Raw genomic sequence first — 26,453 nt, 5'->3', positions numbered from 1 at the left:
TTATGAAATCGTTGGTTGCGCATCGATCAATTCCGGGTGTTTGGCGAGAATGTAGGGGTCTTTTTGTTCAAGCCACCACTGCTTGTAGGGGAGCTTTGCGTGCTTTTTCAGATCATCGTGAAATTTTTTATGGGCGAGAATGTCCAGAATAGCTTCACCCAGATTAACGATGCCTTCGTAGCCGATCGCGATATGCTCATCGCCCAGCGGGGCTGCGGGGATGCCGAGCTTGGAAGCCAGCGGCGCAAGACCGTTATGTCTGATCAGGATAAAATCCGGCTTGACCTCCTGCAGCAAACCGTAAAATTGATACTGCTGCCTGTTGCTCACATTAAACGACGGGACCTCGCCGTAATTTTCAATCAGGTGCCCCAACGAATCCTCCCTGGCATCGCCGCTGTCATAAACGGGATCATGGTGGAACACCAGCGAGCCGTCTACCTGAATATCCAGTTCTCTTAGTACTTGAATCAGTCCGTGGGCGTAAGCGGAGCCTGTAGCAACGTATCCTTTTAAGCCCTGAAGCTTCTTTTTGAGCTCGGCGATCTTCGGCTTCACTCTGGCGTGTTCCTTCGCGATGTACTGCTCTACAAGCTCTTCCCGATGGGTGACTTTGCCGAGCTCACGAAGCCATGCATCGGTTCCGGCGAATCCGTAGGGCATCGGAGCTTTGACTTCGGGCACGCCAAATTCCTGCTCCAGCGCCGCTGCCATATACGAAGAGAGCGTATAGCAGAAGCCCACGGTTGCCGCCGCTTCAGACAATTGCTCGAGATCGGAGACGGATGCCATATCCACAACATAATTGACTCTTAAGTTAAACTCTTTGAACATAGGGGTAAAGATATCCGAACCCCAAAGACTGATGACATTAACGAGATCCTCTTGCTTTTTCGTGCTTTTTTTCACAATCTGTCGCAAAATGCCATGCTGGGTCGCGTCAAAACCGGTACTCCAATGCTTCGATCTGAATCCTTCACAGAAAAGAGGAATTACGGGAATCCCCAGCTCCTCTTCTTTCTTCCTTGCAACACTTTCAATATCTTCGCCAATGATCCCGGTAGGGCAAGAGGTTCCTATAAAAATGGCTTTGGGTGAATACCTTTCCCAAGCATCGTCAATGGATTGCTTGAGTTTGCCAAGCGCGCCAAACACCATATCCGTCTCCTGCAGGTTCGTATTGATAATTCTAATATTCTCGACTTTATGGCCTCTCATGGCCAATCCATTCCGGTAGATTGAATTGTAGGGAACTTGTCCGGCGCCGCAGCCGATCGGTGAATGCTGGATCAGCACCGCATCTCTGACATTGCCTGCCTGACATTCAACCATTTGCTCACTGCACACCGAGCCTTGAGTGAAAGGTCCTTTGGCTTCACACAGCCGGCATCCATCCTTATTACTTTTACATCCGCTTCCTCTTCGTTGATAGCCTGATTGCGTGTGCAGATCCGATGCTGTTCCGTTCCAGGCGATAATTGTGCCGAGCCGCCGCTCGCGATTCTGAACTTCAACCATCCTCAAATTGATCTTGCCCATTCGCTACCCATCCTCTCTTATCCCATATGACGTCACAGCAATATTTCATACTAAATAGCTAGGAATTATATACAATGACCAAAGTATATATTTACGTTCATATTCTGTCAATATATTCTATGGCTTATTTTGTAAAGCAAAATCGCCGCCAACAAGCTGCTGGCGACAAGCGAATTGAAGAAAATTATCGAGGGTCAGTATCAGGAAAATGGAGAAGTTCATCTTTTCTGGAGGAAATGAACGCGACGGGCATGGAGTATGTGCGGGGCATCCAGGCGGTGAAGGTTTTCGGCGTGACAGCCAAATTCCCCCTGACCTTCAAACGGGCAGCGGAAAAATACCGGGCTCTGTTGCACGCCAGCGATTTGCCAACGGCGAAACCGGCTGTAGACGGTGGACCAGGAGCCGTAGGTTTCCAGTAAATCTCGCCAAGGAGCACCCGTTTGCCCCGCCCACAGCATGGCATTCAGCATCTGGTGATGGTCTTTGGGGATGCTCCCTCCTTGGGGTTTTCGTTCCGGTGCAGCAGGTCCTTGATTTTTTCCCATTGGTTATCACATGGTTATCACAGATTTTTAAGAATCATAGTTTACCTGCGCACCCAAATAACACTGTGTTAAAACCCGGCTTTTAGCCAAGCGCTGGCCAGAGATATTGCACTTTTGGCCGCGGCAGTGTCCGATAATGCATTCAACATAACAAAGTCATGGATTATTCCTTGATAACGTACCGCAGTGACATCAACACCAGCCTCTCGAAGTTTATTCGCATAAGCTTCACCCTCGTCCCGCAGGACATCAGCTTCGGCTGTAATGATCAAAGCCGGCGGAAGACCGCGAAGCTGCTCGGTAGTTGCCCTCAGCGGGGAGGCCGTAATCTGGTTTCTTTCCTCAGAATCGCTTGTATACTGATCCCAGAACCACTTCATCCCGTCCCGGCGCAAAAAATATCCTTCCGCGAATTGATGATAGGATTCCGTATCAAATGAAGCATCCGTAACCGGGTAGAAAAGGAGCTGTTGTCCAATAGCAGGACCACTGCGCTCTTTGGCCATCAGCGTGATTGCCGCAGTCATGTTGCCGCCAACACTATCACCGGCTACAGCCAAGTGATCCGCGTCAAGCCCGTGTTCTTTGCCGTACTCTGCGATCCACAGCAGCACAGCATAGATTTCTTCAATGGCCGTAGGATACTTCGCTTCAGGGGACAGACTGTAATTTGGAAATACAAGAGCAGCTCCACTCTTCACGGCCAGTTCACGGATCAACCGATCATGGGTGTGTGCGTTGCCAAAGACCCAACCTGCACCGTGTATATACAAAATGACAGCCAGATTCTTCTCAGCAACGTGCTTCGGACGTAAAATCCGAATGGATACGCGGCCGCTTGGACCACCTGTAATACTGATATCTTCAATGTCCACATCCGGCTTTTGTACCTCGCCCGCCTGGGCTTCGTCGACCGCAATCCGCCCCTGTTCCGGTCCTAGATCAAATAAGAATGGCGGATTGGCTGTAGCCTCAACAAAATTTTGTGCTTCCGGTTCAAGAATAAGTTTTTTCTCCATGTTTTTTCATTCTCCCTCTATCATTTTATTTGGGCTAACTGACTTCTTGATGGATGTTCCGAGCCAATCCCAATGGCACCAAGTCCCATTCCGGTGGCTGTCATTTTGCGAACCCAATGGAGGCAAGAGAGAAAGTACAGTGTACTGATCCGAGGTCTTCCGCGAGCGAAGGCAATGCGACAAAAATGATCGTATGATCAAGTGCCACATTAACTCGGAAACAGCGGGCAGGATTAACGCTAATCCCTTGTATCTGTTACTGTTCATGTTTAAACTTCCTTTCTTTTTTTGAATCAGACCATCAGAAACGTACAAGTACGGAGTTGTTAAGAGAATAATTGACAGAAGGTTTACTTCCTGCATGATTCCTTTATAGAATATAGAAGTAGTTTTACATAAAGGAAGTGCAGAAAATGTCCAATCCAGGAATCAACAATGACAGCGGGATTAATCCATTCAGCGCGGACTGCGAGCAATGCTTCGGTTTGTGCTGCGCAGCTTTGCCGTATGCCAAATCAGCCGACTTTGCCATGGATAAAGCCGGGGGTACTCCCTGCCCAAACTTGCAGACTGATTTTCGCTGCAGCATTCATAAAGACCTTCGAACAAAAGGCTTTCGGGGGTGCGCCGTATATGAATGCTTTGGTGCAGGTCAAAAGGTGTCCCAAATCACCTACGCGGGAAACAACTGGCGGGATCATCCGGCGTTGACACAGGAAATGTTTGAGGTATTCCCGATTATGCAGCAGCTGCATGAAATGCTAAATTACTTGGATGAAGCGCTTGGTTTCGAAGAGACTCGGCCGATTCATAAAGATTTGCAGAATGTTCTTGAACAAACGGAAGAGCTCACCCGTCTGAATCCGCGCTCGATTCTGGAGCTTAACGTCCCCGCCCACCGGGCGATTGTCAATGACCTGCTTCTGCAAGCAAGTGAACAGGTACGGGCCAAAGCTGCGCCAATGCCTAATAAAAATCAAAAATTACAGAACAAAATCCGCAAGGGAAGCGATCTTATAGGCGCAAATCTAAGAGGAGCCGACCTTAGAGGAGCTAACTTGAGAGGCGCTTTGCTCATTGCATCCGACCTGAGAAATTCAGACCTGAGAATGACTGATCTGATTGGCGCCGACTTCAGAGATACCGATTTAAGCGGCGCCGATCTCACAGGAAGCATTTTTCTCACTCAGGCGCAAGTTAATTCGGCTAAAGGCGATAGGAATACCAAGCTGCCGCCTTCTGTACGCATTCCCGATCATTGGTGACTTCGAGTCGTAAGACCCAAATGGTACATTGAGGGATTGGCCCGGAATATGATATAGTAAATAAGCTTATAACCGAATAAAGACCGCAATTTCACTAGGGGAGTCATTCGACTGAGACGAAGCCGCGAGCTTCGGACCCTTGGAACCTGATCTGGATTATACCAGCGGAGGGAAGTGGAACCTGGAGCTTACCTATCTACGCCGCGCAAGGCCAGCGCTTGTACGGCGGATATCTTGGAGGCCCGTTCATTTCTCTGACGGAAATGGACGGGTCTTTTATTCATGTTAAGGAGGGTTGACCGACTATCGAAGAGCTTTTATCTCTCCGCCGACTTACTTTCTCATTTCCGCGGCAAAAGCCTGTATTTGCAGATCTATCACTTACGGTCCACAAGGGTGAATTCGTCAGCGTTATCGGCGCCAGCGGCTGCGGCAAAAGCACGCTGTTCAAAGCGATAGCCGGACTGCTTGCGCCGATTCAGGGGGAAATCTCGCTGCAAGGCTGCGCCCCGGGTAAAAACCGGCTTGGCCAAATCGCCTACATGCCTCAGCAGGACCTGCTGCTGCCCTGGCGGACGGTGCTGGACAATTGTCTGCTGCCGCTGGAGATCAAGGGCCGGGCCGGCAAGGACAAAGCGGCTTCGGCCCTAGACATGCTGGAGCGCTTCGGACTCGCCGGGTATGAGTTTGCCTATCCGCATGAGCTGTCTGGCGGGATGCGGCAGCGGGCCGCCTTTCTCCGGACACTGATGACCGGTGGACAGCTCATGCTGCTCGATGAGCCGTTCGGCGCGCTTGACGCCATGACGAAGCGGGAGATGCACCGCTGGCTGCTGGAGTTGTGGGGAGAGCTGGGGCGAACCGTTATGTTCATCACGCATGATCTGGAGGAGGCCATTCTGCTCAGTGACCGCATCTTTCTGATGCCGCCTTGCAGCGTCGGGCCCCTTCAGGAGCTGAACGTGGGATTGCCGAGACCCCGGCGGCTGCAAATGAATTACGAGCCCGGCTTTGTCTCTCTGCGGGCCGAGCTGGAGCGGAGGTTGTATGAAACGCGCATTGTTTAAGGAAGGATCGCGCCGCTACGGGGCCTTCCTCCTTCTGCTGCTGCTCATTCTCGCCGTGTGGGAAGCCGCCGTCCGTTTAGGATATGTTCCGTCCTTTATCCTCCCAGCGCCCTCTTCAATCTGGACCGCACTGGTAGAGAACGCCGGACTGCTGCTGGGTACGCATCTACCCGCCACCCTCGAAGAAGTAGCGGTAGGCTGCCTGATGTCGCTGGCTGGCGGCATCCTGCTCGGGATCGGAATGCATCTGTCCAAGGCACTGGAGAAGGCGCTCTATCCCTTTATTATCATCAGCCAGACGATTCCGCTGATTGCGCTCTCCCCCATTTTTATTATGTGGTTCGGTTATTCCTTGTGGAGCAAGGTCGCCGTCGTCTTTCTGACCGCGTTCTTTCCGGTCGTCGTCGGCGTGTACGACGGACTCGCCAAAAGCGGCGGCGCGTATAAGGAGCTGCTGCTGACCATGGGCGCAAGCCGCAGGCAGCTGCTGGTCAAGATCGGCATTCCGCTAGCGCTCCCCTCCTTTTTCTCGGGACTCAAGCTGTCGGTGGTGTACTGCGTCATCGGCGCAACTATCGGAGAATGGCTTGGGGGAACACGCGGACTTGGTTATTACAGCCGCCGGATGGCAGGAAACCTGCACAGCGCAGAGATGTTCGCCGCGATTGCACTGCTCTCGGCGCTCGGTATCGCGCTATTCCTGACCGTCCGGCTGCTGGAGCATCAGATTCTTAAGAAAAGAGGTACTTATTAATGAAATTTTTCACCCGTATTAAAACTTTATTGCTTCTCCCTTCCATCTCGCTTCTTCTGTTAACGGCCGCTTGCGGCGGCTCCGCGTCATCCGGCGATTCCACGGCTCCCGCCTCTCCTTCGCCCGCTGCCTCGCAAACCGCAAGTCCGGCGGAGCCTGCGCACAAGCTGACGCTCATGCTCGACTGGTACCCGAACGCCGTGCATTCTTTTTTGTATACCGCTCAGGAAAAGGGCTTTTTCGCCAAGCAGGGACTCGATGTGGAAATCCAGATGCCGGCAGACACAAATGACGCGCTGAAGCTCGTCGCGGCAGGAAAAGTCAACTTAGCTTTGAGCTACCAGCCGCAGGTGCTGATGGCCCGGGGGGAAAAAATCCCCGTGAAATCGCTGGCCTCCATTGTCCGTCATCCGCTGACTCACCTGATGGTGCCTGCGGACAGTTCCGTACATACCCCCAAGGATTTGGCCGGTAAATCGGTGGGCTATTCCTCCATTCCGCTGTATGAGGCGATGGTTAAGACAATGGTCAAGGCCGACGGCGGAGATCCGGAGAAAGTTAATTTCGTGGATGTGGGTTATGACTTGATTCCGGCCATATCGACCGGACAGACCGATGCCATAATGGGCGGTTTCATCAACCATGAGCAGCTTATTTTGCAAAAAGAAGGCCATCCCGTCAACTCCATCGACCCGGCGAAATATGGCGTGCCCGATTATTCCGAGCTTGTGCTTGTTGCCAGCGACGAGGGAATTGGCCAGCATAAAGACGATTTCATCAAGTTTCTGGCGGCGATGCGGGAAGGCCAAGCCTATGTAAAAGAGCATCCCGATGAGGCGCTGTCCATCCTGCTGGCGCATGAGGACGGAACTGCTCCGCTCGACCAGGTGATTGAGAAGCAGAGCCTGAAGGTTCTGCTGCCGCTGATGGACGCGGGTGACAAGGATTTCGGAGTTCAGGATGCGGAAAGCTGGGATAAAGTACGTCAATGGCTGTCGGAGAACGGACTGCTGCCTGCGGATATTAAGGCTGGGGACGCTTTTATAAATTTATAATTCAGGAGGAATTCCAAATGTCTTTCATAACCAAGCTTCGGGAAAATAACCCGCTCATCCACAACATCACAAATATTGTTGTCACCAACTTTACCGCCAACGGCCTGCTGGCGCTGGGAGCTTCGCCGTTTATGGCGGATGCGCATGAAGAAGTGGCGGATGTCGCCGCAATGTCCGGCGCGGTCCTGATCAACATCGGCACGCTAAACGAACACGCCATCAAGGCCATGCTGCTGGCAGGCCAGTCGGCCAACAAGCATGGAGTCCCGGTCGTGCTCGATCCGGTGGGAGCGGGCGCTACCGCTTACCGGACGGAAGTGACGCATCGGCTTGTTTCCGAAATGAAGATTACGGCGCTGCGGGGCAATGTGGCCGAGGTTGCCAATGTCATCGGGGAGAAATGGTCCATTAAAGGCGTTGACGCGGGCGCAGGCGACGGCGACCATGTTGCTGTGGCCCAAAAAGCGGCAAAAAAGCTCGGATGCATCGCCATTGTTACCGGTAAAGAGGATATTATCACCGACGGTAATAAAACGTATATCGCAGCGAACGGTCACCCCATTCTGACCAAAGTAACCGGAACCGGCTGCCTGCTCAGCTCTGTCGTAGCCGCTTTTCTGGCGGTTGCCGGGGATTCCCCGCTGGAAGCGGCGGCCGAAGCCCTCTCCTTCTACGGAGTTGCCGCCGAAATCGCCGCAGCCAAGACGACTGAGCAGGGTCCAGGCAGCTTCCAGATCGAACTCCTGAATCAGCTGGCGCTTCTGACGCCGGAGGAATACGGAAAGTTGTCGAGAATCCGGGAAGTTTAAACAGGAATTTTCCAGCAAGGGAGATGAAAAATATGAACGTACACAAGGCGCTAACAATCGCCGGCTCGGACAGCGGCGGAGGCGCGGGCATTCAGGCCGACCTTAAGACGTTTCAGGAGCTGGGCGTTTACGGTATGTCGGCGCTGACCGCGGTGACGGCACAGAATACGCTCGGGGTTCAGGGCGTGTATCCGCTCGATCCGGAAGCCGTGGCCCGGCAGCTCGATTCCATTGGCGAGGATCTGACCCCGGATGCCGTTAAGACCGGCATGCTGTTCAGCGGGGAAATTATTCGGACCGCCGCCGAGAAAATCCGCCAATACGAATGGGGCAATCTGGTGGTAGATCCGGTGATGGTAGCCAAAGGAGGTTCCTCTCTTCTTCAACAGGAAGCGGTGCAGTCTCTGATCCGGCATCTACTTCCACTCGCGCTTGTAACGACGCCGAATATTCCGGAAGCGGAAATCATTGCCGATATGACAATCGCCAGCCTGGCAGACTGCGAGGAAGCGGCAAGAAGAATCGCGCAGATGGGTTCGCGTTATGTTGTCGTTAAAGGAGGCCACGGCAGCGGGGACGGCATCGTCACGGATGTGTTGTATGACGGCAAGAATTTTATTTACTTGGAAAGTCCCCGCATCGATACCCGGCATACGCACGGAACGGGCTGCACCTATTCAGCCGCGCTGACGGCGGAGCTGGCGAAGGGCCATTCGGCGGAGGAAGCCGCCCGAACTGCCAAGGCGTTTATCCGGGCGGCGATCGAGGACGGCCTTGGCATCGGGGCGGGACACGGGCCGACCAATCATTTTGCGTACGGCCGCAGACTGCGCGCGGAAGGGACTGAGAAGCGATGAGCGAACGGGACGCCATCTCAAATGACGGCAGGCTGGACAGTGAAGCGGTGCGGGAACATCTTCGGGTATACTTCATCATGGGCAGCGTTAACAGCCGGAGACCGGCAGCCGAAGTGCTTACGGAGGCGATTGCCGGAGGGGTTACAATCTTTCAATTCCGCGAAAAAGGTCCCGGCGCGCTCACCGGCGAAGCCAAGGTTAATCTTGCACGGGAGCTTCAAGGGATATGCCGCGCCCACGGCGTGCCTTTTATCGTCAATGACGATATTGATCTGGCTACCCGGCTTGACGCGGACGGCGTGCATGTCGGCCAGGACGACGAGCCGGCACGGGTTCTTCGCGAGAAGCTGGGCAGCCGTAAAATCATCGGCGTGTCCGCGCATACGCCCGAGGAAGTCCGGCAGGCCATTGATGACGGGGCCGACTATCTCGGAATCGGCCCGGTCTATCCTACTTCCTCTAAGGACGACGCCAGACCGGTACAGGGCACGATTCTGATCCAGAACCTGCGCAAAGAAGGAATTACCATTCCTCTAGTCGGCATTGGCGGGATCACAGCGGAGAATGCCTCCCCCGTCTTTGCGGCGGGCGCGGACGGCGTCTCGGTCATTTCGGCCATTGCCGGGGCCGATCATCCGCAGGAAGCAGCGGCGGCGTTTGCCCGGCTTGCCGCCCGGTAAGCCGCGCCCGGCAGACTCGCAGCGGATCATTCGTCTTCCATTTGCTTCGCTCTAGCTAAGAACTATAACTAGACAAAAAATGACATTCCAACCAACAACGGTTTGAATGTCATTTTTGCGTTTTGTCGCGGCTTGTCCAGCCTAGATTACAGCGGCCTGGCTCAGCTTTTTATCCAAAATCGATTTGATATCTTTAACCAGTTGGACTGATGCTTCTATTTCTACTTTCCTTGTCGAGACACTCTCTACACTGCATCCGACAGGTATTCCCTTCTCCAATCCAAATTCCAATAGCTCCGCAAAGATTTTTTGAGTCAACCCTAACGACTTGTCCAATACATCACTGGAGTATTTCAAGTCGTTCTCCAGCCATTTCGGAATACTTATGCCGAGCCATTTCATAAATTCCAGCGTTTTTGGAGAACCGCAAGGCGCGATATTAAATAAAATAGGTACCATTTCCAGCCCGTTATTTGTGCAGTAGTAAAAATAATCGGACAAGAAATTTTTCGACGCCTCTACATCATAAGTTGCCTGCGATACGAAAAAGCTGCATCCGCTTTGTACTTTATTGACTACCCGCATATGCTCGTCATTCTTTTTCATATGTCTCTCGGGGATGACAACTCCCCCAAAGGTTAAATTCCGATTATGCTGGTTGCTTAAACGATAGGCTTCTGTCAAATCTAATTTCACCTTTTGCTGACTGGAAGAACTCCCCACAAACACAGAGAACCTGTCCTGATCCGTATCGGATTTAATCCAATCCGCCAGCTGTGCTTCCGAATACTTGCCTACGCAGCGATAAATAATTTTTGGAACAGACAATTGACTTAGATACACATTACTATACGTGGTCGGATCAATGGTCTGTAAATAGGGAAACGGTCTTTCCTGTTCCATTCGATCCGCTTCTTCCTGAACATCGTAAAGAATTAAGGCGTCTATGTCCAGATCCCTAATTCTTTCACATTGCTTTTGTGAAATTTCCGCAATTTTTTCCGGGGGGTGGGTTGCCTTCGGCGGTGTCATTCCATATGTTAAAATGCCGGTCGCTTTATTCCTTATTTTGTCTTTCAGCCTATTCTCCATATCTTTAACCTGCCAATCTCTTGATTATATATTTCTCATCAGATGTCAGTCGTAACTACGAGGAATGTTTGGACTTCCGGCCGCTGTTGTCTCCAGATTTCTTGATTTTAACCGCTCTTCGCGGATGAAATCCGGAGACAGCCTATGCTTTCGAAGCGAGCTTTCCTCCGGAAAGCTTTCGGGCGGTCGCTATCGCTCCTACAGTTCCAAACTTCCCCTTCGTTACTCCTTACCCTGATGTCATTATCTTAAATCCTTTTATATTTCACCGCTGCTTCAGCAGCGAAAATACCATCTCCCGGAACAGCTCAAGGTCGGCCTCAAGGCACACCTCGGCATTCGGCTCTTTTTTTAGAATATTATTCTGGTCGACAAGACTGTAGCCTTTGGTCAGCTCGCTCTTATGCTCCACATCGATGTAGAAGCGATTCGACCGGGCCATGACCCGGTTGTCGATAGCCATGGCTACTGTAAGCGTATCCGGGTGGGACAGCCGGCGATATCCGTGCTGCTTAAGCCCCCGTTCCATATTGGTCCGCAGCACCTTCATGTAAAAGCGGGCGAATTCGGTATCCAGCGCTTCGATCAAGTGGAGATGTTCCTCCGCCATGACCGGCTGCCGATAGCACACATCCCAGCCGACCATCGTCAGATTGAAACCGGCATGAACGACGATATGCGCCGCTTCCGGATCGACGAGGAAATTGAATTCCGCCGCCGGGCTGTCATTGCCTATATAATTATTCGCTCCGCCCATCACCCACAGATGCTTCAGCTTTCCGGCAATGGACGGATCAAGCGAATAGGCGAGCGCCAGATTGGTCAGCGGCGCCTGCGCGATCATCTCGATCTCTCCCGGATGCTCGTTGATCAGGCGGACAATCGCGGTGGCCGCATGCTCCTCCTGAGGCTTAAGGGAAGGCTCGGGAAAGTTCGAGCCGCCCATCCCGTCCGGGCCATGAACATGCTCGGCGGTGAACAGCCCCCGCATCAGCGGCTTGACCGCGCCGGGATACACCGGCACATCGGGACGCTCCGCCGTCTCCAGTGTGGTCAGCGCATTGCGCGTACACAGGTGCAGCGGGATGTTGCCCGCAACCGTTGTAATGGCCTTGACCTCCACTCCCGGCCAGCGAAGCGCCAGCAGCAGAGCGGTGCAATCATCGCCTGCCGTATCGGTGTCTATCATCAGTATTTTACGTTTTTCCATAAGATCATCACTCCGTCTGTCTAATTTCAGCAGCTCTCCTGTAATAAAATGTGACATTTACTACGGATAATTCTATGAATTTCTGCTCAATTGAAGCCTATTATAGCAAGGAACGAATAGTTTATAAACTTTTTTGCTTAAAAATTAAATAGATGTGAGATTATATAGCATCCTCTATCTTTTTGCGAAATGAAAACAAACAGGTTACGATAGACGATAGATTCAAATAACTGTCAGGAGGTCCCGTATGATCGACAAAAACATCACCGAGGGAGTCATTCGCACACGCACAAAGCTGCGGCAGCAAGCGCTGATCTCAGTTTTTAATGAGTTTGACGGCAAGGTTATGAAGCTTGGCAACGGCAATAGAGGGGAAAAATACACTAAAATGCTGCTGAGTCCGTTCTCCTTTTATCGCGGAAGCGCCTATTTGTTCTATTTTGACGCCACACGCCAGTATTTCCCCTACCACTCCTCTCCCGAGCGTCCGACCTGGATTCAAGGAGATTTGCATTTCGAGAACTTCGGCGCTTTTCGAAACGAGGACGGGAATCTCGTCTATGACGTCAATGATTTTGATGAAGGCTATGTGGGCTCCTACCTCTACGACCTCCTGCGGATGTCCGTCAGCATTTCGCTAGTCTGCCGGGAGCTCGGCTACAGCCTTGAAGAACAGTGGAACTGCATCGAAACGTATGTAAAGGACTATTACAAGCAGATTCAGAATTTTTGCGATGAAAAGGATGATCCGGGCAAATTTATCATTGATGAGGATTCGGCCAAAGGACCGGTGAAGAAGCTGCTGAAGAAGCTGGAGAAACGAAAAAGCGCTCATTTTCTAGACAAAGTGACCTCGCTCATACAGGATGACCGGATATTCCTTGAAACAGAGGAGCTGAAAGTGCCCGGCGCGGCCGAACAGGAGATGCTGGAGCATGCTTGGCCGTTCTATCAGGATACGCTGAATTCCCGTAAAAAAGCTCCCGAACATTACAAAATCAAGGATATCGCGGTGAAGCACGGTTCAGGGACGGCGTCAATCGGATTGGACCGCTACTACATATTGATCGAGGGTGAAGGGCAAAAGGGCGCGGAGGACGCGGTTCTAGAGGCCAAAGAGGTGCGCGTCCCGATTCCGGCTTATTTCATGCCGTATTCAGAATCCTTCTGGCATTATTTCGGGCATCAGGGCAAGCGTGTCACAGCAACCCAGCAGGCCATGCATCATAAAGCGGACCCCTACCTCGGCTTCTTCACAATGGATGACCGGCATTTCTATGTCAGAGAGCGTTCGCCATACAAAAAAAGAATTAAGCTTGAGGAAATCGATTCGTTCGAGGACATGGAGCGCACACTTACAATCATGGCCCGGCTTACAGCCAAGCTGCACGCCAGGGCGGACGCCGACGTGAACAAAGGTCTTCTCCCCTATCACAGCGAGAAAGAAATCGCCAGAGCAATGGGCCCGGACCCCAATCCTCTCGCCCGCCATATATCGCACTGGGCCGCCGCCTATGCCGACCAGGTAGAGATCGATTATAAGCTGTTCAAGGAATGGGCGGAAACGGGCGGCTATTGAATCAGGGAATGACTCGGTATAAAAAAGAACAGAACGTTTTACCTATCCGGTAAGCGTTCTGTTCCAAATTAAGTGGTGATCATAATGTCTCGTCAGCTTTCCCTCTTAAGCAGATTGCTGTTGGCGATATACAGCGTGATCACCAGCAGCAGAATGGCCCCCGAATAAATCAAAGTGTCCGACGGGCTTTCATGATCAATAATAATGAGCCGGATCATCGCCGTAATGCCGATATAGACGAAGTAACGGAGCGGGAAATGATAATGAGCTTCAAAGTACTTGATAATCAGGGCAATGAACTCGAAATACAAAAAATAAATCAGCAGAGCCTCCAGCAAGTCTATTTTGGTCAGATGCTCGCCATCATTGATAAAGCCGAAAATATAAATCGTCTCCTTACCAAGCAGGATGACAAGGATGAGTGCTAATACGACCAGCGCCGCATTAAGTGCCCATTGCAGAATAATCGGAATGTACGCGATATTATTTTTTGTCTTCACAAGATCACCTCCCGCCTGAAAGTTTCCACAAGTATACTGGAGATTTCGTTTTCAAAGCAAGTCTATGTTCACAGGCGGAAATTATGAGAGGGCTCTAGATATGAATTTTTCTCATGCGGTTACGGCGGGTTTGCGGCGCTGCTTGCGGGTATACTGGCATTGCGGACCGTTCGCGGGTATACTGGTTATACCTTTCAATTGCCCATTATTACGCCAAAAGGGGAACTTTATTTATGCCGATTAATCGACCTTTGATCACCGACCGCGATTTTCAGGAGGCGATGGAACGGCAGTTGCCCGTCCGCGTGTTCCAGAATGATCACTTGATCAATTCAGGCGCGACGGTGATCCGTTTCACCGATACGGACGTTATCATCCAGTCAAGAGTAAGCGACCTGACCTACTACTCGCGAAAAGACTGCGAGTTCTTCGAGGTAAGATAGTTTATGCATGAAAGGGTCCGGCGGTCTGCGAATAATGTGCTGGACAGCAAAAAGCCGGCGGTCCGCCATCACGACGGGTCACCGGCCTATTTTTTGAGTTTACCGATTATTTTTATTCAAATTCGCACCGCCGGAGCTCATCTTCTCATTGAGGATGTCCTGAAAGCTCCGGCTTTTTTCATTATCGATTTCCCGCTTTTGGGTGACAGATGGATGTGGTCTGAAGTACTGCTCATTGAATGTCATAATGTTATGTACCGATAAGATCATTGCCCTCGGCCTCCTTTGTTATTCGCTCTTTGCTTGCGTTCTTATTACCCGATCCTTTCCATTCTTAAACATTTTTTGTGGGTTTCCGGAAAAATAGCTGTATAGTCACAGACACCGCATTGCAGCCTGTCCCGCGAGTCCTAGACCCTCTGTCCTGAGCGGTGTGATGTTACTGTGCGCTGGGATTAGTAAAGGAAATTTCATAGCTTCTGCTGTCCCATTTAAGCGAAGAACCCAAGCTTTGCGCCAGCTTTCCCGCCCGTCCTTCTTGACCGTTGAGAAAAGATTTCCACCGTCGCCGTAAACAGCCTTTACTCCCGTTAGCCCGGGCACCATTGAGGCAGCCGGGAGCATGGCCGCCTCATCATGCGATGCTTCCTGGGAACTTGCAGCGTCGTCCGATGAAATACCGCCAGTCGACGAGGCTGTTGGAGCCAGCCACGCTATCACATTGCCGTCCTTACGCAGGGCCAGCGCTGAATTCTCTCCCGCGGCAATATCCGTAATGCCGGTTAAACCATCGATCGTTTCCGGCAGCGGAATCGCCCATTGATTGCCGTCCGCTGCCGCCGCGCTCCATCCGCCGGTCCGCAGAAAAGCGCCCCATACCTTCACGTTGCCGTCCAAACTGAGCGCCATATAGTAATTTCCGCCAAGAGCAAGCTTCTTTGTCCCTTCAAGTCCGGCGACCCTATGCGGCGCATTGCTCCAATTCACCGGCCCTGCGGTTCCATTCGCAAATTGACCGGAATAATTGCTTCCCCATGACCAGACTGTGCCGTCTTTACCAAGAGCAAAGGCGCTGCCGCCCCAGAAGCCGGGCTTCGCTGCAATTTCCTTGATCCCTGGCAGCTTTGCTAGGGAGTACGCCGGAGACTGAGTCGCCTTTGCAGAAGTCGGCAATGCAGCAAATATTACGGCAGAGGCAAGCAGCAGACCCGACAGATGCTTCATTTGTCTCTTTATAAACATTTGCGCCCCCTCCTTCCTTATGCCCCTACAGCCTGAATTGCTTTAGTCTATAGACGTGGCGAAGCGGAACAAAGTTTCCCGGGTCGGCCCAAAACCGTTCTTTCGGCTTATCACGAGCTGACAAATGAACTACGATCAATAGTCAGAGTCATGGGATGCGGATTTTTGTGAGGGTAAGTTATCACAGGCTAAAATGGTACATTTGTATGAGTAGAGGTCCTAACCCGAAATAACGGAACTTTGGCGTAAAGGGGGCGATGTGAAGTTATCGCGATTATATCCGGCCGCAAAGCCGGTAAAGTCCGTAGCCTGCCGTGAATTGATCATATCGAATAGCCCAACGGCCAGCGTCTTCGTCTCCGGCGTCCGCAGCACGAGCAAGCGCAGTGTCATACAAACCAGCTATAGTGCAGGTTTTTTCATCGAAATCGTTAGTGATCAGAGGATTCCTGCTATCGTGCAGGCATTTGAGGCTGTTGTAACTGAAATTGAAGGTGATTGTGTAAAAAACTGCACTTTTTCAGGCATATGATCCGGACGGGGGTTGAAGACGATAAAAAAGATGCACCGTTGCAGGTCTTTTCTGCAGTATCCTGCCCATCGTTCCCCGCTGCGGTTCGAATCGAGGCTTTGACCGCAATTACGCTTACCATTTTCTGCCGCTGAAAAGAATGATATAATAATGTGAATTATTGCCTATTGCAGGCATACGGGCATCACTATTTTTTGGAGGGGAATCATGGTTAAATTTATCGGTTTTATGCTTCTGTGGAATTTGGTGGGGAATCCGTTTCTCGCGCTGATTATCCTGCTTGCGGTGCTGTATTTTATCGACCGCCGTTACGTGGGGATCTTCCCGAGTATCGTCCGGCCTTTTCGCAGAGCAAAACAAAGCTCCAGACTACGCACGCAAATCTCGCTTAACCCTAATGATGTTTCTTCCAAGTTCGAGCTGGCCCGTCTATTGGCCGAACGTAAGAAATTCCGGGAAGCGCAAGAGCTTCTGCTGCAAATAGGGGACCGCTACGAGCAGTCCGCCGAATATTGGGTCGATCTGGGATATGCGAATATAAAGCTTGGACAGCTGGAGGAAGGGGAAAGCCAGATGCTGCGCGGACTGGAGATCAACCAGAGAGTGCAGTACGGTCAGCCTTATCTCCGGCTTGCGGAAGGCTTCCGGCAGAGTGACCGCGATAAATCGCTGCATTATTTGCACGAGTTCAAGGAGATTCAGTCTTCCTCGAGCGAAGCGTATTATTTACTCGGCTCGATGTACAAGGCACTCGGCCAGAGTGCCGAAGCTAAGCAGGCTTTTACCGAGTCCATCGAAGTCTACCGTTCGCTGCCGAGATACAAGAAGCGTCAAGAGCGCGGCTGGGCGGTGCGCAGCTTCTTCGGAAGAATAAGCTAGCCCGAAAATCCGGTACAGCATACAAGAACCTCCGCTGCCTCTCTCTCAAGGCATCAGCGTAGGTTCTTGTTCGTCATCGGCCAGAGCGGCTAGGATATAAAGCTGCGCAGCCAGTCAGCCGCACGCGGGAAGGCTTCCTCCAGCATTCTTCGGAACTGCTCTATGTTAAAGGCGCCGGAATCGGCGGCGCTGAACGTATAGCTTCCTATGGCGCTGCCGCCGATGGCGATCTTGCCAATAGCTAGACCTCCCAGCGCCACCGCCCCAACCGCCATTCCTCCGAATGCTAGGACGCCCGCCGCGATTCCGCCCGCCGCAATGGCTCCGGCAGCCGCTCCCCCCATCGCGAGTAGCCCGGCAGACAAGCCTCCGATGCTGATTCCGCCTGCCGCGACTCCCCCAACGGCAAAAACTCCGAGCGCCACATCGCCGATAGCAATAATTCCTTTGGCGACCGCAGGCGCACCTCCAAAGAACCAGCCCCGTCTGCGGAATTTAATATGCACTAAAGGCAGATCAAACACGGTCAACGGCGATTTATATTCGTAATAATCGCCGGAAACCGGATCGTAACCATAATAAGGCGCCTCATTATCGGCATATCCCGGACCAGCTTCAGCTCCGTACAGTCCGTTCATATAATCCTTAGCCATCTCCCAGGGCGCTCCCGACTCGGCCAGCACTCGTTCAACGCTGCTGCGCTCCGCCCTTTCCGTTAATGAAGTGAGCAAATCTTCCGCAATTCTTCCTTTCGTAATAGGGTCCGCATCAATCCCCGCCATTACTTCGCTAACGTAGAGCTTCAAACGTTGGCTCATAACCTCTCATCTCCCATAATCTTGTAAATGGAATGATAAAACAGCGCAAGCTCTCCGGTCATTTCCCGCAGCCAAGCTTGACCCGCTGCGGTGACCCGGTAATATTTGCGGCGAACTCCGCGCTTGCCGGTGTCCTGCTCCCAGTAGCTCTCCACGAGTCCGGAGTCTTCCAGACGGTACAGCACGGGGTACAGAGTCCCTTCTTTAAGCTTGAAATATCCGTCGCTTCTTTCATCCAATTCGCTGATCAACTGGTATCCGTACAAATTTCTGCGGCTTAGCAAATGCAATACCAGGATCTCCAGAACCCCCTTCTTAAGTTGGCTTGCCGGATCGCTCATTACATCACCTTGCTAACCTTATTATTTAGTATTACTAAGTATAGTCTGCACGCAATTTATTCCAATGTCAATATGCGATTTCCGGGTAGCGGATTCACATCAAACACACAGGTAGCAACGAAAAAAGCCAGCCCGAAGGCTGGCTGAATCCACCGCTTTAGCGACGGCGCAAATGAAACTTTGGCTAAAGCCGAACTTACATCATGATATTACGGTCTTGCGCTCCCTCCGGCTCCTTCACTCCGAACGGCCACCAATTGGCTCGACCGAATATTTTGACCATGACAGGCATTGTGTTGTTATATCGGACTTTGCGGTTATATTTTGCAAAATTGTATATATCTCATCATTTCTGATATGCCATTCATTTGCTTTTCCAATTGCTCATTCAGCTTCTGAAGAGCCACTTTGAAGGAGCTTTCAATCGTAGTTAGATCATGTGTCTCTAAAGCTTCAAGCAACTGTTTCATGCTTTCAATGAAAAAGACGGTTTTCCTTAAACTGCTTAGCACAATAATCTTTTTTAATTCCCGCGATGTAAAGACTCTATATCCATTTTCCGGATTCCGCTTAGCGCGAATAAGCCCCTCCATTTCCCAATGTCGAATAGCGGATGGGTTTACACCAGCGATAACGGCGACCTCCCCGATTTTCATTTCATCCGTAACCTGAATATTCCTATACATGGAGAAATCAGTTTGATGAATGAGGCTCATGACCTCCTCGACTCGTTGCTTCTCTACCTGAATGTTGTACTGTTGTAAATTGATCATCCAAAGTGCTTGTTCAATGTGACCTTTTTTTAATAAGTTCATGACAGCGTAGGCGATAGGCAGATCGAATCCTTTGATCAAGGACCGTAAAGCAAGGAAAGCTTGGACATGCAACGGAGTATAATATCTTCTATTACTGGCTGTCCGAGGTACGTCAGGCACCAAATCGAGACTTTCATATCTTCGCAAGGTTGTGGTGCTGACATGAAGTCTCTTGGCCATCTGTTTCGGCGTATAGGTTTTGTCCACCTGCGACACCTTCCTTAAAGTCAAACTCTAAAGTACAGCAACAACATTATAAGAGACAAAGGCCGTCCACACAAGGATTCTTGGTATATCAAATGAAATCTTGCATGAATGTTATATGATCGAAGTTGGAATAAAAAATCGAGGAGGAAAATTTAATGGAAAAGGGGCATTTTGCTTTAACGTACCGGAACCTAAAGCCCGGCGAATTCATTACGTTCGGCACGTATCCGCAGTCTGTAGACGGTAAAGAACTGGCGATTAAATGGCGTGTTCTTCAAAATTCAGGAAGCGAGCTGTTTGTTTTGAGTGAGTATATTTTGGATTGCAAGAGGTATCACGGTAAGAGCGCGGATCTGAAGTGGCGTGATTGCATGGAAATTAAGTGGCCTGACTGCGATTTGCGCGAGTGGCTGAATGAAGAATTCTATAACACCGCATTCAGTGCCGCCGAAAAGCAATTCATAAAGACGACTCATTGCACGGACAACGGAGAGGGCTGCCCGGATACGGAGGACAAGGTCTTTCTGCTTAGCGTTGCCGAGATAAAAGATTTATCTGAGATCCACGGCAAGGATTTGAGGCGCGCTGTTGGAACCGATTTTGCCAAGACGAAAAAGCCCGATGGATGCAGCTTATATGTATATGATAAAACGAACAAAGATAACTATGTCATCAGAGACGGCGAAGAAGTTGGCTGTTCCTGGTGGTGGCTGCGAACACAAGGAAACAAGCCTTCACGTGCGTTTTTTGTAGGTCCAGGTTGCAGTATTCGCAGCTATGGGAATAACAGTATAGACGGTTATGGTGTGCTTCCTGCTTTAAACATGAATCTTTCATGATAAAGATGGAAAACGAATGATTTTCAGCGAGATCCGAGACCCTAGGTTTGTCACTATGCGTCGCGGCGGTACCTTGCAAGATACGGATCATCATCATCTTGCAATATGGCGGCCGATTGCGCACAACATGTGCTACATTATTTCGAGCAAGCACAACCAAATGACGACCGTCCGCGCCAATCTCTTTCGGTTGAATACAGAAGTATATGGTGCATGAATTTATATAATAAAATAGGTCTTGTTTTCAAGGAGGTAAGACATGGATTACATTTCACCGAAAGAAGCGGCGTTAAAGGTGAAACGGTGGCCTAAAGATACCATAGCGGCGGGTCGTCGCCATACCATTGGTCTTAAATGTGACGGAACGGTGACGGCTGTGGGTGATAATAAATATGGCCAATGTGATGTAAGCGGCTGGCGCGATATTGTGGCGGTTGCGGCGGGTAATGTTCATATGGCGACGAACACGGGTAATGCTCATACAATCGGTCTTAAATCGGACGGCACGGTGGCGGCTGTGGGTTGGAATAAGCATGACCAATGCAATGTAAACGACTGGCGCGATATTGTAGCGGTTGCGGCAGGTTGGCGTCGTACCATTGGGCTTAAATCGGATGGCACGGTGGTTGCTGTGGGCCGAAACAATGAAGGTGAAATCAATGTAAGCGGCTGGCGTGATATGGTGGCGGTAGCGGCGGGTGACTGGCATACTGTCGGGCTTAAATCGGACGGAACGGTGACGGCTGTGGGTAATAATCGGTATGGCCAATGCAATGTAAGCGGCTGGCGCGACATAATGGCGGCAGCGGCGGGTTACCTTCATACCGTCGGGCTTAAATCGGACGGCACGGTGGCGGCTGTGGGTTGGAATAAGCATGGCCAATGCGATGTAAGCGGCTGGCGCGGTATTGTGGCGATAGCGGCGGGTAGTAATCATACCATCGGCCTTAAATCGGACGGTACTGTGGCGGCTGTGGGTTGGAATGAGCATGGCCAATGCAATGTAAGTGGCTGGCGCGATATTGTGGCGGTTGCGGCGGGTTGCGCTCATACCATCGGGCTTAAATCGGACGGCACGGTGGTTGCTGTGGGTGATAATGATTATGGCCAATGCGATGTAAGCGGCTGGCGCGGCATCCAACTGCCCGGCAATTAGTTTTCAATATTAAGTGTGGCCGCGAACGCGGCCAAAATCTGATCGACGACCCAGGCAAACTCCATATCTTGGAGTTCGTGGCATTGGACATAGAACCGCTCGCCCAGGGTCCGAACATCTTCTGCCGTCCGTGCCTCCAGCGCGAGTCACTGATATCGGAGACAGACGATAGTCAGGTGGGCCACCACGCCTTTATAAGCCCGGCCTTGGTATTCGCGCGGTACACCCAGGAGACTTTTCGCCATCTTGAAAAATGGTCTCAATGGCCCAGCGCTTGCCGTAGACCCGGGGGACGCAATAGGATTCGAGGACGGCCCCCCGGGTCATCTCGGGGCGCACGACCCGTCGATAGAGTTGTTGGAGCGTGTACCGTCGGGGGGCGGATTGACGCCCAATGACATGCGGGAAGTCCCCTAAACCTTATTATTCGTCCTCCGAATCCTCCACCTCGTACACGCAGCGAAGCAGCTCGATACCGGAACCGTTCTCTCCCAAAGAATAAACCATAAAGCCCAGACTGCGGTAAAAATCAGCCGCCGTCTCGTCCTCGGTTTCAGCGATCACATACCGGGGATTGCGGTCTGTCAGCAGCTCCAAAATCATCCCGCGCGCATAGCCTTTTCCGCGGTTCTCCGGAAGTACGGCAATGTGCCGGATATCGATCGAACCGTCCTCGGTCTCTTCAAAGCCGATCAGACCGACCAGCAGTTCCTCATCCTCCCAGCCGTACAGCTGAAGGGCGGCTTCCGCCCTGTATTCGGCTCGGGCTGATTCGGCTTCGCCGGAATCGGATATGACGGCGTAAGACAATAACTCCTCCACCTCAGAAGAATCCAGCTTGGATTTAATATCGATAAGCATCTCTATTCATAATCTCCTTTTTCTCATTATGTAAGACAGCCGAAGCAGTCCGAAGCCGGCCCACACTCCCAGCAGATTAAGCAGGATGTCATCGACGTCAAAGCTCCCGGCGCGCAGCAGCATTTGCAGAATCTCGAGCGCCGTAATGCACGGGATACACAGGACGGCCAGACCGGCGGCCGACCGCAGCCTGCTAGTGACCGCAGGTATCAGTATGCCAAAAGGAACGAAGACGGCGACGTTGCCCAGCAAATTGACCAGCCGGACGATTAAAGGGATTTCACCGCCGGCCGAAAGATAATACCATATCGTTCTCAGCGGGACAAGATTGTACTGCATTGGCTGGCTATGGCGTTCAGTCCGGCCAAAGCCGAGGAACATCCAGTAAAGCAGGCAGGCGGAATACACGATAAGACATGCCGCCGCAATCCTCCTTATCCAGACTTTACGGGGGATGGACATGCTTATGCTGTTCCGCTATGGATGATTTGCAGACTTCCGTCGCTTTTTCCGACTATCGCCATATCCGCGATCCCGATGAACAGGCCATGCTCGACCACACCGGGAATAGACTGAAGAGCCAGAGCCAGCTCGGGAGCTGATTTAATGATTTCAAACCGGCAGTCCGCTATGTAATTTCCATTATCACTCTTATACAAGTCTGCACCGCCCTGCCGAAGCTCCGGAACGCAGCCGAGCTTTGCCAAATCCGCCACGGTCCATTCCCAGGCAAACGGCACGATTTCCACCGGCAGCGGAAATTTGCCGAGCGTCTGGACCACCTTGCTTTCATCGGCGATTACAATCATCCGGTCGCTGCCTTTTGCCACAATCTTCTCCCGCAGGAGCGCTCCGCCTCCGCCTTTGATGAGCTGAAGCTCTCCGTCCAGTTCGTCCGCACCGTCGATCGTCACGTCCAGGCGGTAGATCTCGCCAAAAGACACGAGCGGGATGCCAAGCTCCCTTGCCTGCTGCTCCGAAGCGCGTGAAGTTGCGACCGCAGTTATTTTCAATCCTTCGGCGACGCGTTCACCCAGCTTGCGGATAGCCCAATAGGCCGTAGACCCAGTGCCGAGTCCGACCTTCATACCGTCCTGTATATAATCAACCGCCGCTTCCGCCGCCAACTGCTTCGCGTTCATTTGGTTACACCCCTATTTGCCGTTATAATAGTTTAGTATCTGAGTATTTCCTAATTTCATTACTTTCAGGAGGATTTCCGGATGAGAACCGAAAATCAGATTAAATCCAAAATTAACGAGATGACACTCCAGCGCAGATCCTTGGAATCGCGAATCGCTCCCTTGAAGGAAGATGATCCGGGGCGTGCGGGTCTAACCTCACAGCTTGCCCGGCTGGACGATATGATCATGATGCTGGAATGGGTTCTGAACGAGCCGGTCGGCAAATATCACGCCTGACGGTCTAAGAATCAAGCCAGGCTCTTGCCGTAGCAGAGACTAGCCGGATCATCCGCATATATGCCGAACCGGTTAATCGGCCGGTAGCCGTGCTTCATGTATAGCGCTATCGCTTCCGGCTGCTCGCTGCCTGTCTCCAGCCGCATTTCGCGGAAGCCAGCCTCACGCGCCCGGTCTTCCAGGTATTTCAGCATGCCGGCGGCAATTCCCAGCTTGCGGCAGCTTCGGTCCACGAAGAACCGCTTCAGCTCGGCCGCTGACGGTTCCGCGCCTTCCAGCGGCCGGATTCCTCCGCAGCCAATCGCTTCACCCTGGCGGCACGCGATAACAAAGGTTATTCTGCGGACATCGGGATGATCGAAATCGACCCCGTAAATCCGCTCCTTCGGATATCTTTCCATAAGCTCCTCGTCAAGCCTGGCGACCAAACGCCGCAGGTCGGGATTACCGGAGTCCACAATTACATATTCCACTTCGGTGTTAATCACTTCCATCTTCCTTTCCGCCGTCTCTTTAACGGAATTAGTCATGCCGATTAATCTTAACACGTCAAGCCCGGGGGGAAAATGCCTCTTATGTCAAACAGCGATTTTTTTCTGCAAAAAAAGTGCTTTTTTGAACATCCGTATGATCCCTATACTATAAAAGTTAGTTTGAGATAATCAAATTAACAGTTGAATCTTTCACTGCCATGTCTCATAATGTAGTTATCCAAACTGCTTTACAATTTATCTGGAACTCAGAGGAGGATACAGAAAATGAAATTTTTCTTGGACACCGGAAATATTGATGAAATAAAGCGGATTACACGCCTTGGCTTGGTGGACGGCGTTACGACAAATCCATCGCTCATCGCCAAGGAAGGCAGACTGTTTAAAGACGTTATCAAAGAAATTGTTGAAATCGTTCCCGGACCTGTCAGCGCCGAGGTTATCGGTCTGAAAGCGGCGGAAATGCTTGAAGAAGCTTACGAAATCGCCGAATGGGGCTCCAATGTCGTGATCAAGCTGCCGATGACGGAAGATGGTCTGGAAGCCTGCTATGAGCTCACGAAGAAGGGCATCAAAACGAACGTGACTCTGATCTTCTCCGCCGCCCAGGGTCTTATGGCCGCCAAGGCGGGCGCTACCTTTATCAGCCCGTTCGTCGGCCGTCTGGACGACATCGGCGTGGATGGCATGAAGCTGATTAAAGACCTGAAGACCATCCTTTCCAATTATGGTCTTTCCTCTGAAATCATTGCCGCCAGCATCAGAAATATCGCTCACGTTGAGCAGGCAGCTCTCGCCGGAGCGCACATCGCCACGATTCCGGGTTCGCTGCTGCCTTCTCTGTGGAAGCATCCGCTGACCGACAATGGCATCGAGCGTTTCCTGAAAGACTGGGAAAAGGTTCCCCAGGTTGCCAAGCCGCAATAATTTCTGACCGCACTCCAAAAAGCTCTTGCCCGAACCGCCGGGCAAGAGCTTTTTTCGTCGGATTCGCAATGTACCTTTCCTGAAGGTTAGACCGGGGACCGGTCCTTATGCCCGAAGGCGGCCTTCGGAACGGCAGGACCGGCCTTGTAACGGGAGAGCTTCTCTCCCTTTTCCCCTTCCCCTTTACTCGGCTTGATCGCGAATAAGGTTAACAGTCCTCCTGCAGCTCCGACTGCCGCCATCGTGCCGAACAGCGTCCAGTGACCGGCATTCATCAACAGGGATACTGCCGGTGGGCCTAAAGACACCCCGATAAACCGCATGCTGCTGTACAGGGAAGTTATGGTGCCGCGGTTCTCTTTTTCAATGCTTTCGGTAATCAGCGCATCCAGGCTGGGAAGTGCGGCGCCGATGCCGATTCCGGCTAGTCCAAGAAATCCCACCATGTAGTAAATCCCCTTATAAAAGCCCGTGATTACCATAGAGGCCGTGACCAGCACCATACCTCCAAATCCGATCCATTTCATCAAGTTTTTGTTTTTGCCGATTATTTTTCCGGCTCCATAGGAGGACAGACATAACAGCGCGAGCGGAATAGCCAGCACAAGGCCTTTCAACACGCCGCGCAGGCGGTACACCGATTCAAGCGTTTCCGACAGGTAGAATAGGACGCCAAATGTGACGAACATGCAGATGCAGCCAACGGCAAATATGGCGTACATCCAGCGGCCTTTTTCATGCAGCACGGTTCGGATGCCCGCGAGAAACTGCGGAACAGTGGAGATTTCGCTTTCTTTTAGCTTGGGACTTTTGACCAAGAACAGGACCAGGAAAAAAGAAATCAGACAGAGCGCAGGAATGGCGATAAACGGCAGGAACCACAACAGCGTTCCCAGGAAAGCGCCGAGAATCGGACTGAGCACTTTGCCGAAGGTGTTGGAGGTTTCGATCAGTCCGAGCCCTTTGCTTACCTCCTCTTCATCCTTGAACATATCTCCGACAAAAGGCAGCACGATCGGAAATGCCCCCGCCGCTCCAATTCCCTGCAATAAACGCCCTCCCAGAATCACCCAGTACGCGGAGATCCCTTCCATTAACCATGCGGCGACCGCAGACACGCCTCCGCCGAGAGCGGCGATGATTAGGCTGGGAAGAATAACGGCTTTGCGTCCGAACCGGTCGGAAAGATAGCCGGCAACGGGGATCATAATAATCGCGACGACGCCGTATACCGTTATGATCATGCTGACCTGAAAAGAACTGATCGCCAGCTTTCGGGATATTTGAGGAAGTACGGGCAACAGCATCGAATTTCCAAGCGTCATGATCAGAGGGATAGACGCCAGCGCCAGCAGATCCCATTTTTTATCTTTCATCTACGGACCACCTTTGCTCTTGGTTCATAATATTCTTTATTGTGGTTCGTTCCGCCCCGATTATTCATATTGCAAAAGAGAGCATATAGCAGGACCCTGCAGCAGCAAGAAGGCCGTCCCCGATTAATCAG

The 26,453-nt window shown here is 51.6% G+C and carries 31 protein-coding genes, 1 pseudogene and 1 riboswitch; of the genes and pseudogenes, 15 read left to right on the top strand and 17 right to left on the bottom strand.

Annotated features, from left to right (window positions below; translation table 11 throughout):
- The 3 genes from VK70_RS08365 to VK70_RS08355 all read right to left on the bottom strand — a co-directional run bounded on the left by VK70_RS08365 (position 1) and on the right by VK70_RS08355 (position 3,106).
- The gene (locus tag VK70_RS08365) at positions 1–1,539 is read right to left on the bottom strand and encodes a nitrogenase component 1 (protein WP_025700551.1); all 1,539 of its coding nucleotides are present in this window, start codon (positions 1,537–1,539) and stop codon (positions 1–3) included.
- 218 nt (positions 1,540–1,757) lie between these two features.
- Positions 1,758–2,000, bottom strand: a complete 243-nt coding sequence (locus VK70_RS29480; protein ID WP_411431701.1) for a transposase — start codon at positions 1,998–2,000, stop codon at positions 1,758–1,760.
- 155 nt (positions 2,001–2,155) lie between these two features.
- Positions 2,156–3,106, bottom strand: coding sequence for an alpha/beta hydrolase (locus VK70_RS08355; protein WP_025700554.1), 951 nt, complete (start codon positions 3,104–3,106; stop codon positions 2,156–2,158).
- 413 nt (positions 3,107–3,519) lie between these two features.
- Here VK70_RS08355 and VK70_RS08350 point away from each other — a divergent pair, with 413 nt between their 5' ends.
- The 7 genes from VK70_RS08350 (at position 3,520) to thiE (ending at position 9,593) form a co-directional block, all read left to right on the top strand.
- The gene (locus VK70_RS08350) at positions 3,520–4,371 is read left to right on the top strand and encodes a pentapeptide repeat-containing protein (protein WP_025700556.1); all 852 of its coding nucleotides are present in this window, start codon (positions 3,520–3,522) and stop codon (positions 4,369–4,371) included.
- A gap of 86 nt (positions 4,372–4,457) precedes the next feature.
- A riboswitch (TPP riboswitch) is annotated at positions 4,458–4,561 on the top strand.
- Positions 4,562–4,676: 115 nt separating this feature from the next.
- A complete protein-coding gene (locus tag VK70_RS08345) occupies positions 4,677–5,438 on the top strand; it encodes an ABC transporter ATP-binding protein (protein WP_025700558.1) in 762 nt (253 codons plus the stop codon).
- Positions 5,419–6,192: an ABC transporter permease gene (locus tag VK70_RS08340; RefSeq protein ID WP_046723129.1), complete on the top strand. Its 774-nt coding sequence runs from the start codon at positions 5,419–5,421 to the stop codon at positions 6,190–6,192. The genes VK70_RS08345 and VK70_RS08340 overlap by 20 nt, the downstream gene beginning before the upstream one ends.
- Complete coding sequence (locus VK70_RS08335; protein ID WP_046723128.1) at positions 6,192–7,247, top strand: ABC transporter substrate-binding protein; 1,056 nt, start codon at positions 6,192–6,194, stop codon at positions 7,245–7,247. Before VK70_RS08340 ends, VK70_RS08335 begins: the two co-directional genes overlap by 1 nt.
- 17 nt (positions 7,248–7,264) lie before the next feature.
- Positions 7,265–8,056 carry a hydroxyethylthiazole kinase gene (gene thiM / locus VK70_RS08330; protein WP_046723126.1) on the top strand — a complete coding sequence of 264 codons (792 nt, stop codon included), beginning with the start codon at positions 7,265–7,267 and terminating at the stop codon, positions 8,054–8,056.
- A 32-nt stretch (positions 8,057–8,088) separates the two neighbouring features.
- On the top strand, positions 8,089–8,913 hold the full coding sequence (thiD, locus tag VK70_RS08325; RefSeq protein ID WP_046723123.1) for a bifunctional hydroxymethylpyrimidine kinase/phosphomethylpyrimidine kinase: 825 nt from the start codon (positions 8,089–8,091) through the stop codon (positions 8,911–8,913).
- Positions 8,910–9,593 (top strand): thiamine phosphate synthase, encoded by a 684-nt coding sequence (thiE, locus tag VK70_RS08320; protein ID WP_046723121.1) that lies wholly within the window; start codon positions 8,910–8,912, stop codon positions 9,591–9,593. The genes thiD and thiE overlap by 4 nt, the downstream gene beginning before the upstream one ends.
- Before the next feature lie 141 nt (positions 9,594–9,734).
- On the opposite strand, the gene VK70_RS08315 is transcribed toward thiE, so the two are convergent.
- Together VK70_RS08315 and VK70_RS08310 are read right to left on the bottom strand one after the other, a co-directional pair.
- Positions 9,735–10,685: a methylenetetrahydrofolate reductase gene (locus VK70_RS08315; protein ID WP_036639346.1), complete on the bottom strand. Its 951-nt coding sequence runs from the start codon at positions 10,683–10,685 to the stop codon at positions 9,735–9,737.
- A 265-nt stretch (positions 10,686–10,950) separates the two neighbouring features.
- Positions 10,951–11,895 carry a nucleoside hydrolase gene (locus tag VK70_RS08310; protein ID WP_025694762.1) on the bottom strand — a complete coding sequence of 315 codons (945 nt, stop codon included), beginning with the start codon at positions 11,893–11,895 and terminating at the stop codon, positions 10,951–10,953.
- A gap of 247 nt (positions 11,896–12,142) precedes the next feature.
- Here VK70_RS08310 and VK70_RS08305 point away from each other — a divergent pair, with 247 nt between their 5' ends.
- On the top strand, positions 12,143–13,474 hold the full coding sequence (locus tag VK70_RS08305) for a DUF2252 domain-containing protein (protein ID WP_025694763.1): 1,332 nt from the start codon (positions 12,143–12,145) through the stop codon (positions 13,472–13,474).
- A gap of 92 nt (positions 13,475–13,566) precedes the next feature.
- Here VK70_RS08305 and psiE read toward each other — a convergent pair whose 3' ends face one another.
- Positions 13,567–13,974: a phosphate-starvation-inducible protein PsiE gene (gene psiE, locus VK70_RS08300; RefSeq protein WP_025694764.1), complete on the bottom strand. Its 408-nt coding sequence runs from the start codon at positions 13,972–13,974 to the stop codon at positions 13,567–13,569.
- A 233-nt stretch (positions 13,975–14,207) separates the two neighbouring features.
- On the opposite strand from psiE, the gene VK70_RS08295 reads away from it, so the two are divergent.
- Entirely contained in the window at positions 14,208–14,417 is a 210-nt protein-coding gene (locus tag VK70_RS08295) for a hypothetical protein (protein WP_025694765.1), read from the top strand.
- A gap of 99 nt (positions 14,418–14,516) precedes the next feature.
- Here VK70_RS08295 and VK70_RS28515 read toward each other — a convergent pair whose 3' ends face one another.
- From VK70_RS28515 to VK70_RS28875, 3 genes and pseudogenes are all read right to left on the bottom strand, one after another.
- Positions 14,517–14,687 carry a hypothetical protein gene (locus VK70_RS28515; protein WP_169774233.1) on the bottom strand — a complete coding sequence of 57 codons (171 nt, stop codon included), beginning with the start codon at positions 14,685–14,687 and terminating at the stop codon, positions 14,517–14,519.
- Between the two features lie 105 nt (positions 14,688–14,792).
- Entirely contained in the window at positions 14,793–15,659 is an 867-nt protein-coding gene (locus VK70_RS08285; RefSeq protein ID WP_025694767.1) for an RCC1 domain-containing protein, read from the bottom strand.
- A 279-nt stretch (positions 15,660–15,938) separates the two neighbouring features.
- Positions 15,939–16,037: pseudogene (locus VK70_RS28875) on the bottom strand (sugar ABC transporter permease); the annotation flags it as partial.
- 361 nt (positions 16,038–16,398) lie between these two features.
- Here VK70_RS28875 and VK70_RS08280 point away from each other — a divergent pair.
- On the top strand, positions 16,399–17,070 hold the full coding sequence (locus tag VK70_RS08280; protein ID WP_036639350.1) for a tetratricopeptide repeat protein: 672 nt from the start codon (positions 16,399–16,401) through the stop codon (positions 17,068–17,070).
- An 89-nt stretch (positions 17,071–17,159) separates the two neighbouring features.
- Here VK70_RS08280 and VK70_RS26390 read toward each other — a convergent pair whose 3' ends face one another.
- From VK70_RS26390 to VK70_RS08265, 3 genes are all read right to left on the bottom strand, one after another.
- Complete coding sequence (locus VK70_RS26390; RefSeq protein WP_052755987.1) at positions 17,160–17,888, bottom strand: hypothetical protein; 729 nt, start codon at positions 17,886–17,888, stop codon at positions 17,160–17,162.
- On the bottom strand, positions 17,885–18,229 hold the full coding sequence (locus VK70_RS08270) for a PadR family transcriptional regulator (protein ID WP_025695829.1): 345 nt from the start codon (positions 18,227–18,229) through the stop codon (positions 17,885–17,887). The genes VK70_RS26390 and VK70_RS08270 overlap by 4 nt, the downstream gene beginning before the upstream one ends.
- A gap of 317 nt (positions 18,230–18,546) precedes the next feature.
- Positions 18,547–19,251, bottom strand: coding sequence for a MerR family DNA-binding transcriptional regulator (locus VK70_RS08265; protein WP_025695830.1), 705 nt, complete (start codon positions 19,249–19,251; stop codon positions 18,547–18,549).
- A gap of 155 nt (positions 19,252–19,406) precedes the next feature.
- Here VK70_RS08265 and VK70_RS08260 point away from each other — a divergent pair, with 155 nt between their 5' ends.
- The 3 genes from VK70_RS08260 (at position 19,407) to VK70_RS08255 (ending at position 21,246) form a co-directional block, all read left to right on the top strand.
- A complete protein-coding gene (locus VK70_RS08260) occupies positions 19,407–20,090 on the top strand; it encodes a DUF6273 domain-containing protein (RefSeq protein WP_025695831.1) in 684 nt (227 codons plus the stop codon).
- 105 nt (positions 20,091–20,195) lie between these two features.
- Positions 20,196–20,402 (top strand): putative immunity protein, encoded by a 207-nt coding sequence (locus tag VK70_RS29475; protein ID WP_411431694.1) that lies wholly within the window; start codon positions 20,196–20,198, stop codon positions 20,400–20,402.
- A complete protein-coding gene (locus VK70_RS08255) occupies positions 20,350–21,246 on the top strand; it encodes an RCC1 domain-containing protein (protein ID WP_046723118.1) in 897 nt (298 codons plus the stop codon). Before VK70_RS29475 ends, VK70_RS08255 begins: the two co-directional genes overlap by 53 nt.
- A 423-nt stretch (positions 21,247–21,669) precedes the next feature.
- Here VK70_RS08255 and VK70_RS08250 read toward each other — a convergent pair whose 3' ends face one another.
- From VK70_RS08250 to rpiA, 3 genes are read right to left on the bottom strand one after another with little or no spacing between them, the layout of a single operon-like run.
- Positions 21,670–22,107, bottom strand: coding sequence for a GNAT family N-acetyltransferase (locus VK70_RS08250; RefSeq protein WP_046723116.1), 438 nt, complete (start codon positions 22,105–22,107; stop codon positions 21,670–21,672).
- Between the two features lie 6 nt (positions 22,108–22,113).
- Positions 22,114–22,569: a VanZ family protein gene (locus VK70_RS08245; RefSeq protein ID WP_025694643.1), complete on the bottom strand. Its 456-nt coding sequence runs from the start codon at positions 22,567–22,569 to the stop codon at positions 22,114–22,116.
- A gap of 2 nt (positions 22,570–22,571) precedes the next feature.
- Positions 22,572–23,249 carry a ribose-5-phosphate isomerase RpiA gene (gene rpiA / locus VK70_RS08240; RefSeq protein WP_025694644.1) on the bottom strand — a complete coding sequence of 226 codons (678 nt, stop codon included), beginning with the start codon at positions 23,247–23,249 and terminating at the stop codon, positions 22,572–22,574.
- Between the two features lie 81 nt (positions 23,250–23,330).
- Here rpiA and VK70_RS08235 point away from each other — a divergent pair, with 81 nt between their 5' ends.
- On the top strand, positions 23,331–23,528 hold the full coding sequence (locus tag VK70_RS08235; RefSeq protein WP_025694645.1) for a hypothetical protein: 198 nt from the start codon (positions 23,331–23,333) through the stop codon (positions 23,526–23,528).
- 11 nt (positions 23,529–23,539) lie between these two features.
- Here the strand turns inward: VK70_RS08235 and VK70_RS08230 are convergent, their stop codons facing one another.
- On the bottom strand, positions 23,540–24,058 hold the full coding sequence (locus VK70_RS08230) for a GNAT family N-acetyltransferase (RefSeq protein WP_233277788.1): 519 nt from the start codon (positions 24,056–24,058) through the stop codon (positions 23,540–23,542).
- Positions 24,059–24,286: 228 nt separating this feature from the next.
- Here VK70_RS08230 and fsa point away from each other — a divergent pair, with 228 nt between their 5' ends.
- On the top strand, positions 24,287–24,946 hold the full coding sequence (gene fsa / locus VK70_RS08225; protein WP_025694647.1) for a fructose-6-phosphate aldolase: 660 nt from the start codon (positions 24,287–24,289) through the stop codon (positions 24,944–24,946).
- Positions 24,947–25,032: 86 nt separating this feature from the next.
- Here the strand turns inward: fsa and VK70_RS08220 are convergent, their stop codons facing one another.
- On the bottom strand, positions 25,033–26,322 hold the full coding sequence (locus tag VK70_RS08220) for a bacillibactin exporter BcbE (RefSeq protein WP_025694648.1): 1,290 nt from the start codon (positions 26,320–26,322) through the stop codon (positions 25,033–25,035).
- Positions 26,323–26,453 lie beyond the last annotated feature (131 nt).

The sequence above is a fragment of the Paenibacillus durus ATCC 35681 genome (genome assembly GCF_000993825.1).
GTDB classification, from domain to species: Bacteria; Bacillota; Bacilli; order Paenibacillales; family Paenibacillaceae; genus Paenibacillus_AQ; species Paenibacillus_AQ durus_B.
Note: the sequence above shows the minus strand (reverse complement) of the source record. Positions and strands in the feature narration are given on the sequence as shown.

Excerpts from the sequence above, each read along its gene's own strand:
- VK70_RS08350 (WP_025700556.1), top strand. The coding sequence starts at position 3,520 with ATGTCCAATCCAGGAATCAACAATGACAGCGGGATTAATCCATTCAGC.
- VK70_RS08335 (WP_046723128.1), top strand. The coding sequence starts at position 6,192 with ATGAAATTTTTCACCCGTATTAAAACTTTATTGCTTCTCCCTTCCATC.
- VK70_RS08250 (WP_046723116.1), bottom strand. The coding sequence starts at position 22,107 with ATGCTTATCGATATTAAATCCAAGCTGGATTCTTCTGAGGTGGAGGAG.
- rpiA (WP_025694644.1), bottom strand. The coding sequence starts at position 23,249 with ATGAACGCGAAGCAGTTGGCGGCGGAAGCGGCGGTTGATTATATACAG.
- VK70_RS28515 (WP_169774233.1), bottom strand. The coding sequence starts at position 14,687 with ATGATCTTATCGGTACATAACATTATGACATTCAATGAGCAGTACTTC.
- VK70_RS08255 (WP_046723118.1), top strand. The coding sequence starts at position 20,350 with ATGGATTACATTTCACCGAAAGAAGCGGCGTTAAAGGTGAAACGGTGG.
- VK70_RS29475 (WP_411431694.1), top strand. The coding sequence starts at position 20,196 with ATGGCGGCCGATTGCGCACAACATGTGCTACATTATTTCGAGCAAGCA.
- VK70_RS08305 (WP_025694763.1), top strand. The coding sequence starts at position 12,143 with ATGATCGACAAAAACATCACCGAGGGAGTCATTCGCACACGCACAAAG.
- thiE (WP_046723121.1), top strand. The coding sequence starts at position 8,910 with ATGAGCGAACGGGACGCCATCTCAAATGACGGCAGGCTGGACAGTGAA.
- VK70_RS08340 (WP_046723129.1), top strand. The coding sequence starts at position 5,419 with ATGAAACGCGCATTGTTTAAGGAAGGATCGCGCCGCTACGGGGCCTTC.
- VK70_RS08220 (WP_025694648.1), bottom strand. The coding sequence starts at position 26,322 with ATGAAAGATAAAAAATGGGATCTGCTGGCGCTGGCGTCTATCCCTCTG.
- VK70_RS08280 (WP_036639350.1), top strand. The coding sequence starts at position 16,399 with ATGGTTAAATTTATCGGTTTTATGCTTCTGTGGAATTTGGTGGGGAAT.
- thiM (WP_046723126.1), top strand. The coding sequence starts at position 7,265 with ATGTCTTTCATAACCAAGCTTCGGGAAAATAACCCGCTCATCCACAAC.
- VK70_RS08245 (WP_025694643.1), bottom strand. The coding sequence starts at position 22,569 with ATGTCCATCCCCCGTAAAGTCTGGATAAGGAGGATTGCGGCGGCATGT.
- thiD (WP_046723123.1), top strand. The coding sequence starts at position 8,089 with ATGAACGTACACAAGGCGCTAACAATCGCCGGCTCGGACAGCGGCGGA.
- VK70_RS26390 (WP_052755987.1), bottom strand. The coding sequence starts at position 17,888 with ATGAGCCAACGTTTGAAGCTCTACGTTAGCGAAGTAATGGCGGGGATT.
- VK70_RS08355 (WP_025700554.1), bottom strand. The coding sequence starts at position 3,106 with ATGGAGAAAAAACTTATTCTTGAACCGGAAGCACAAAATTTTGTTGAG.
- VK70_RS08270 (WP_025695829.1), bottom strand. The coding sequence starts at position 18,229 with ATGAGCGATCCGGCAAGCCAACTTAAGAAGGGGGTTCTGGAGATCCTG.
- VK70_RS08310 (WP_025694762.1), bottom strand. The coding sequence starts at position 11,895 with ATGGAAAAACGTAAAATACTGATGATAGACACCGATACGGCAGGCGAT.
- VK70_RS29480 (WP_411431701.1), bottom strand. The coding sequence starts at position 2,000 with ATGCTGTGGGCGGGGCAAACGGGTGCTCCTTGGCGAGATTTACTGGAA.
- VK70_RS08315 (WP_036639346.1), bottom strand. The coding sequence starts at position 10,685 with ATGGAGAATAGGCTGAAAGACAAAATAAGGAATAAAGCGACCGGCATT.
- VK70_RS08365 (WP_025700551.1), bottom strand. The coding sequence starts at position 1,539 with ATGGGCAAGATCAATTTGAGGATGGTTGAAGTTCAGAATCGCGAGCGG.
- VK70_RS08260 (WP_025695831.1), top strand. The coding sequence starts at position 19,407 with ATGGAAAAGGGGCATTTTGCTTTAACGTACCGGAACCTAAAGCCCGGC.
- VK70_RS08285 (WP_025694767.1), bottom strand. The coding sequence starts at position 15,659 with ATGTTTATAAAGAGACAAATGAAGCATCTGTCGGGTCTGCTGCTTGCC.
- fsa (WP_025694647.1), top strand. The coding sequence starts at position 24,287 with ATGAAATTTTTCTTGGACACCGGAAATATTGATGAAATAAAGCGGATT.
- VK70_RS08230 (WP_233277788.1), bottom strand. The coding sequence starts at position 24,058 with ATGACTAATTCCGTTAAAGAGACGGCGGAAAGGAAGATGGAAGTGATT.
- VK70_RS08295 (WP_025694765.1), top strand. The coding sequence starts at position 14,208 with ATGCCGATTAATCGACCTTTGATCACCGACCGCGATTTTCAGGAGGCG.
- VK70_RS08235 (WP_025694645.1), top strand. The coding sequence starts at position 23,331 with ATGAGAACCGAAAATCAGATTAAATCCAAAATTAACGAGATGACACTC.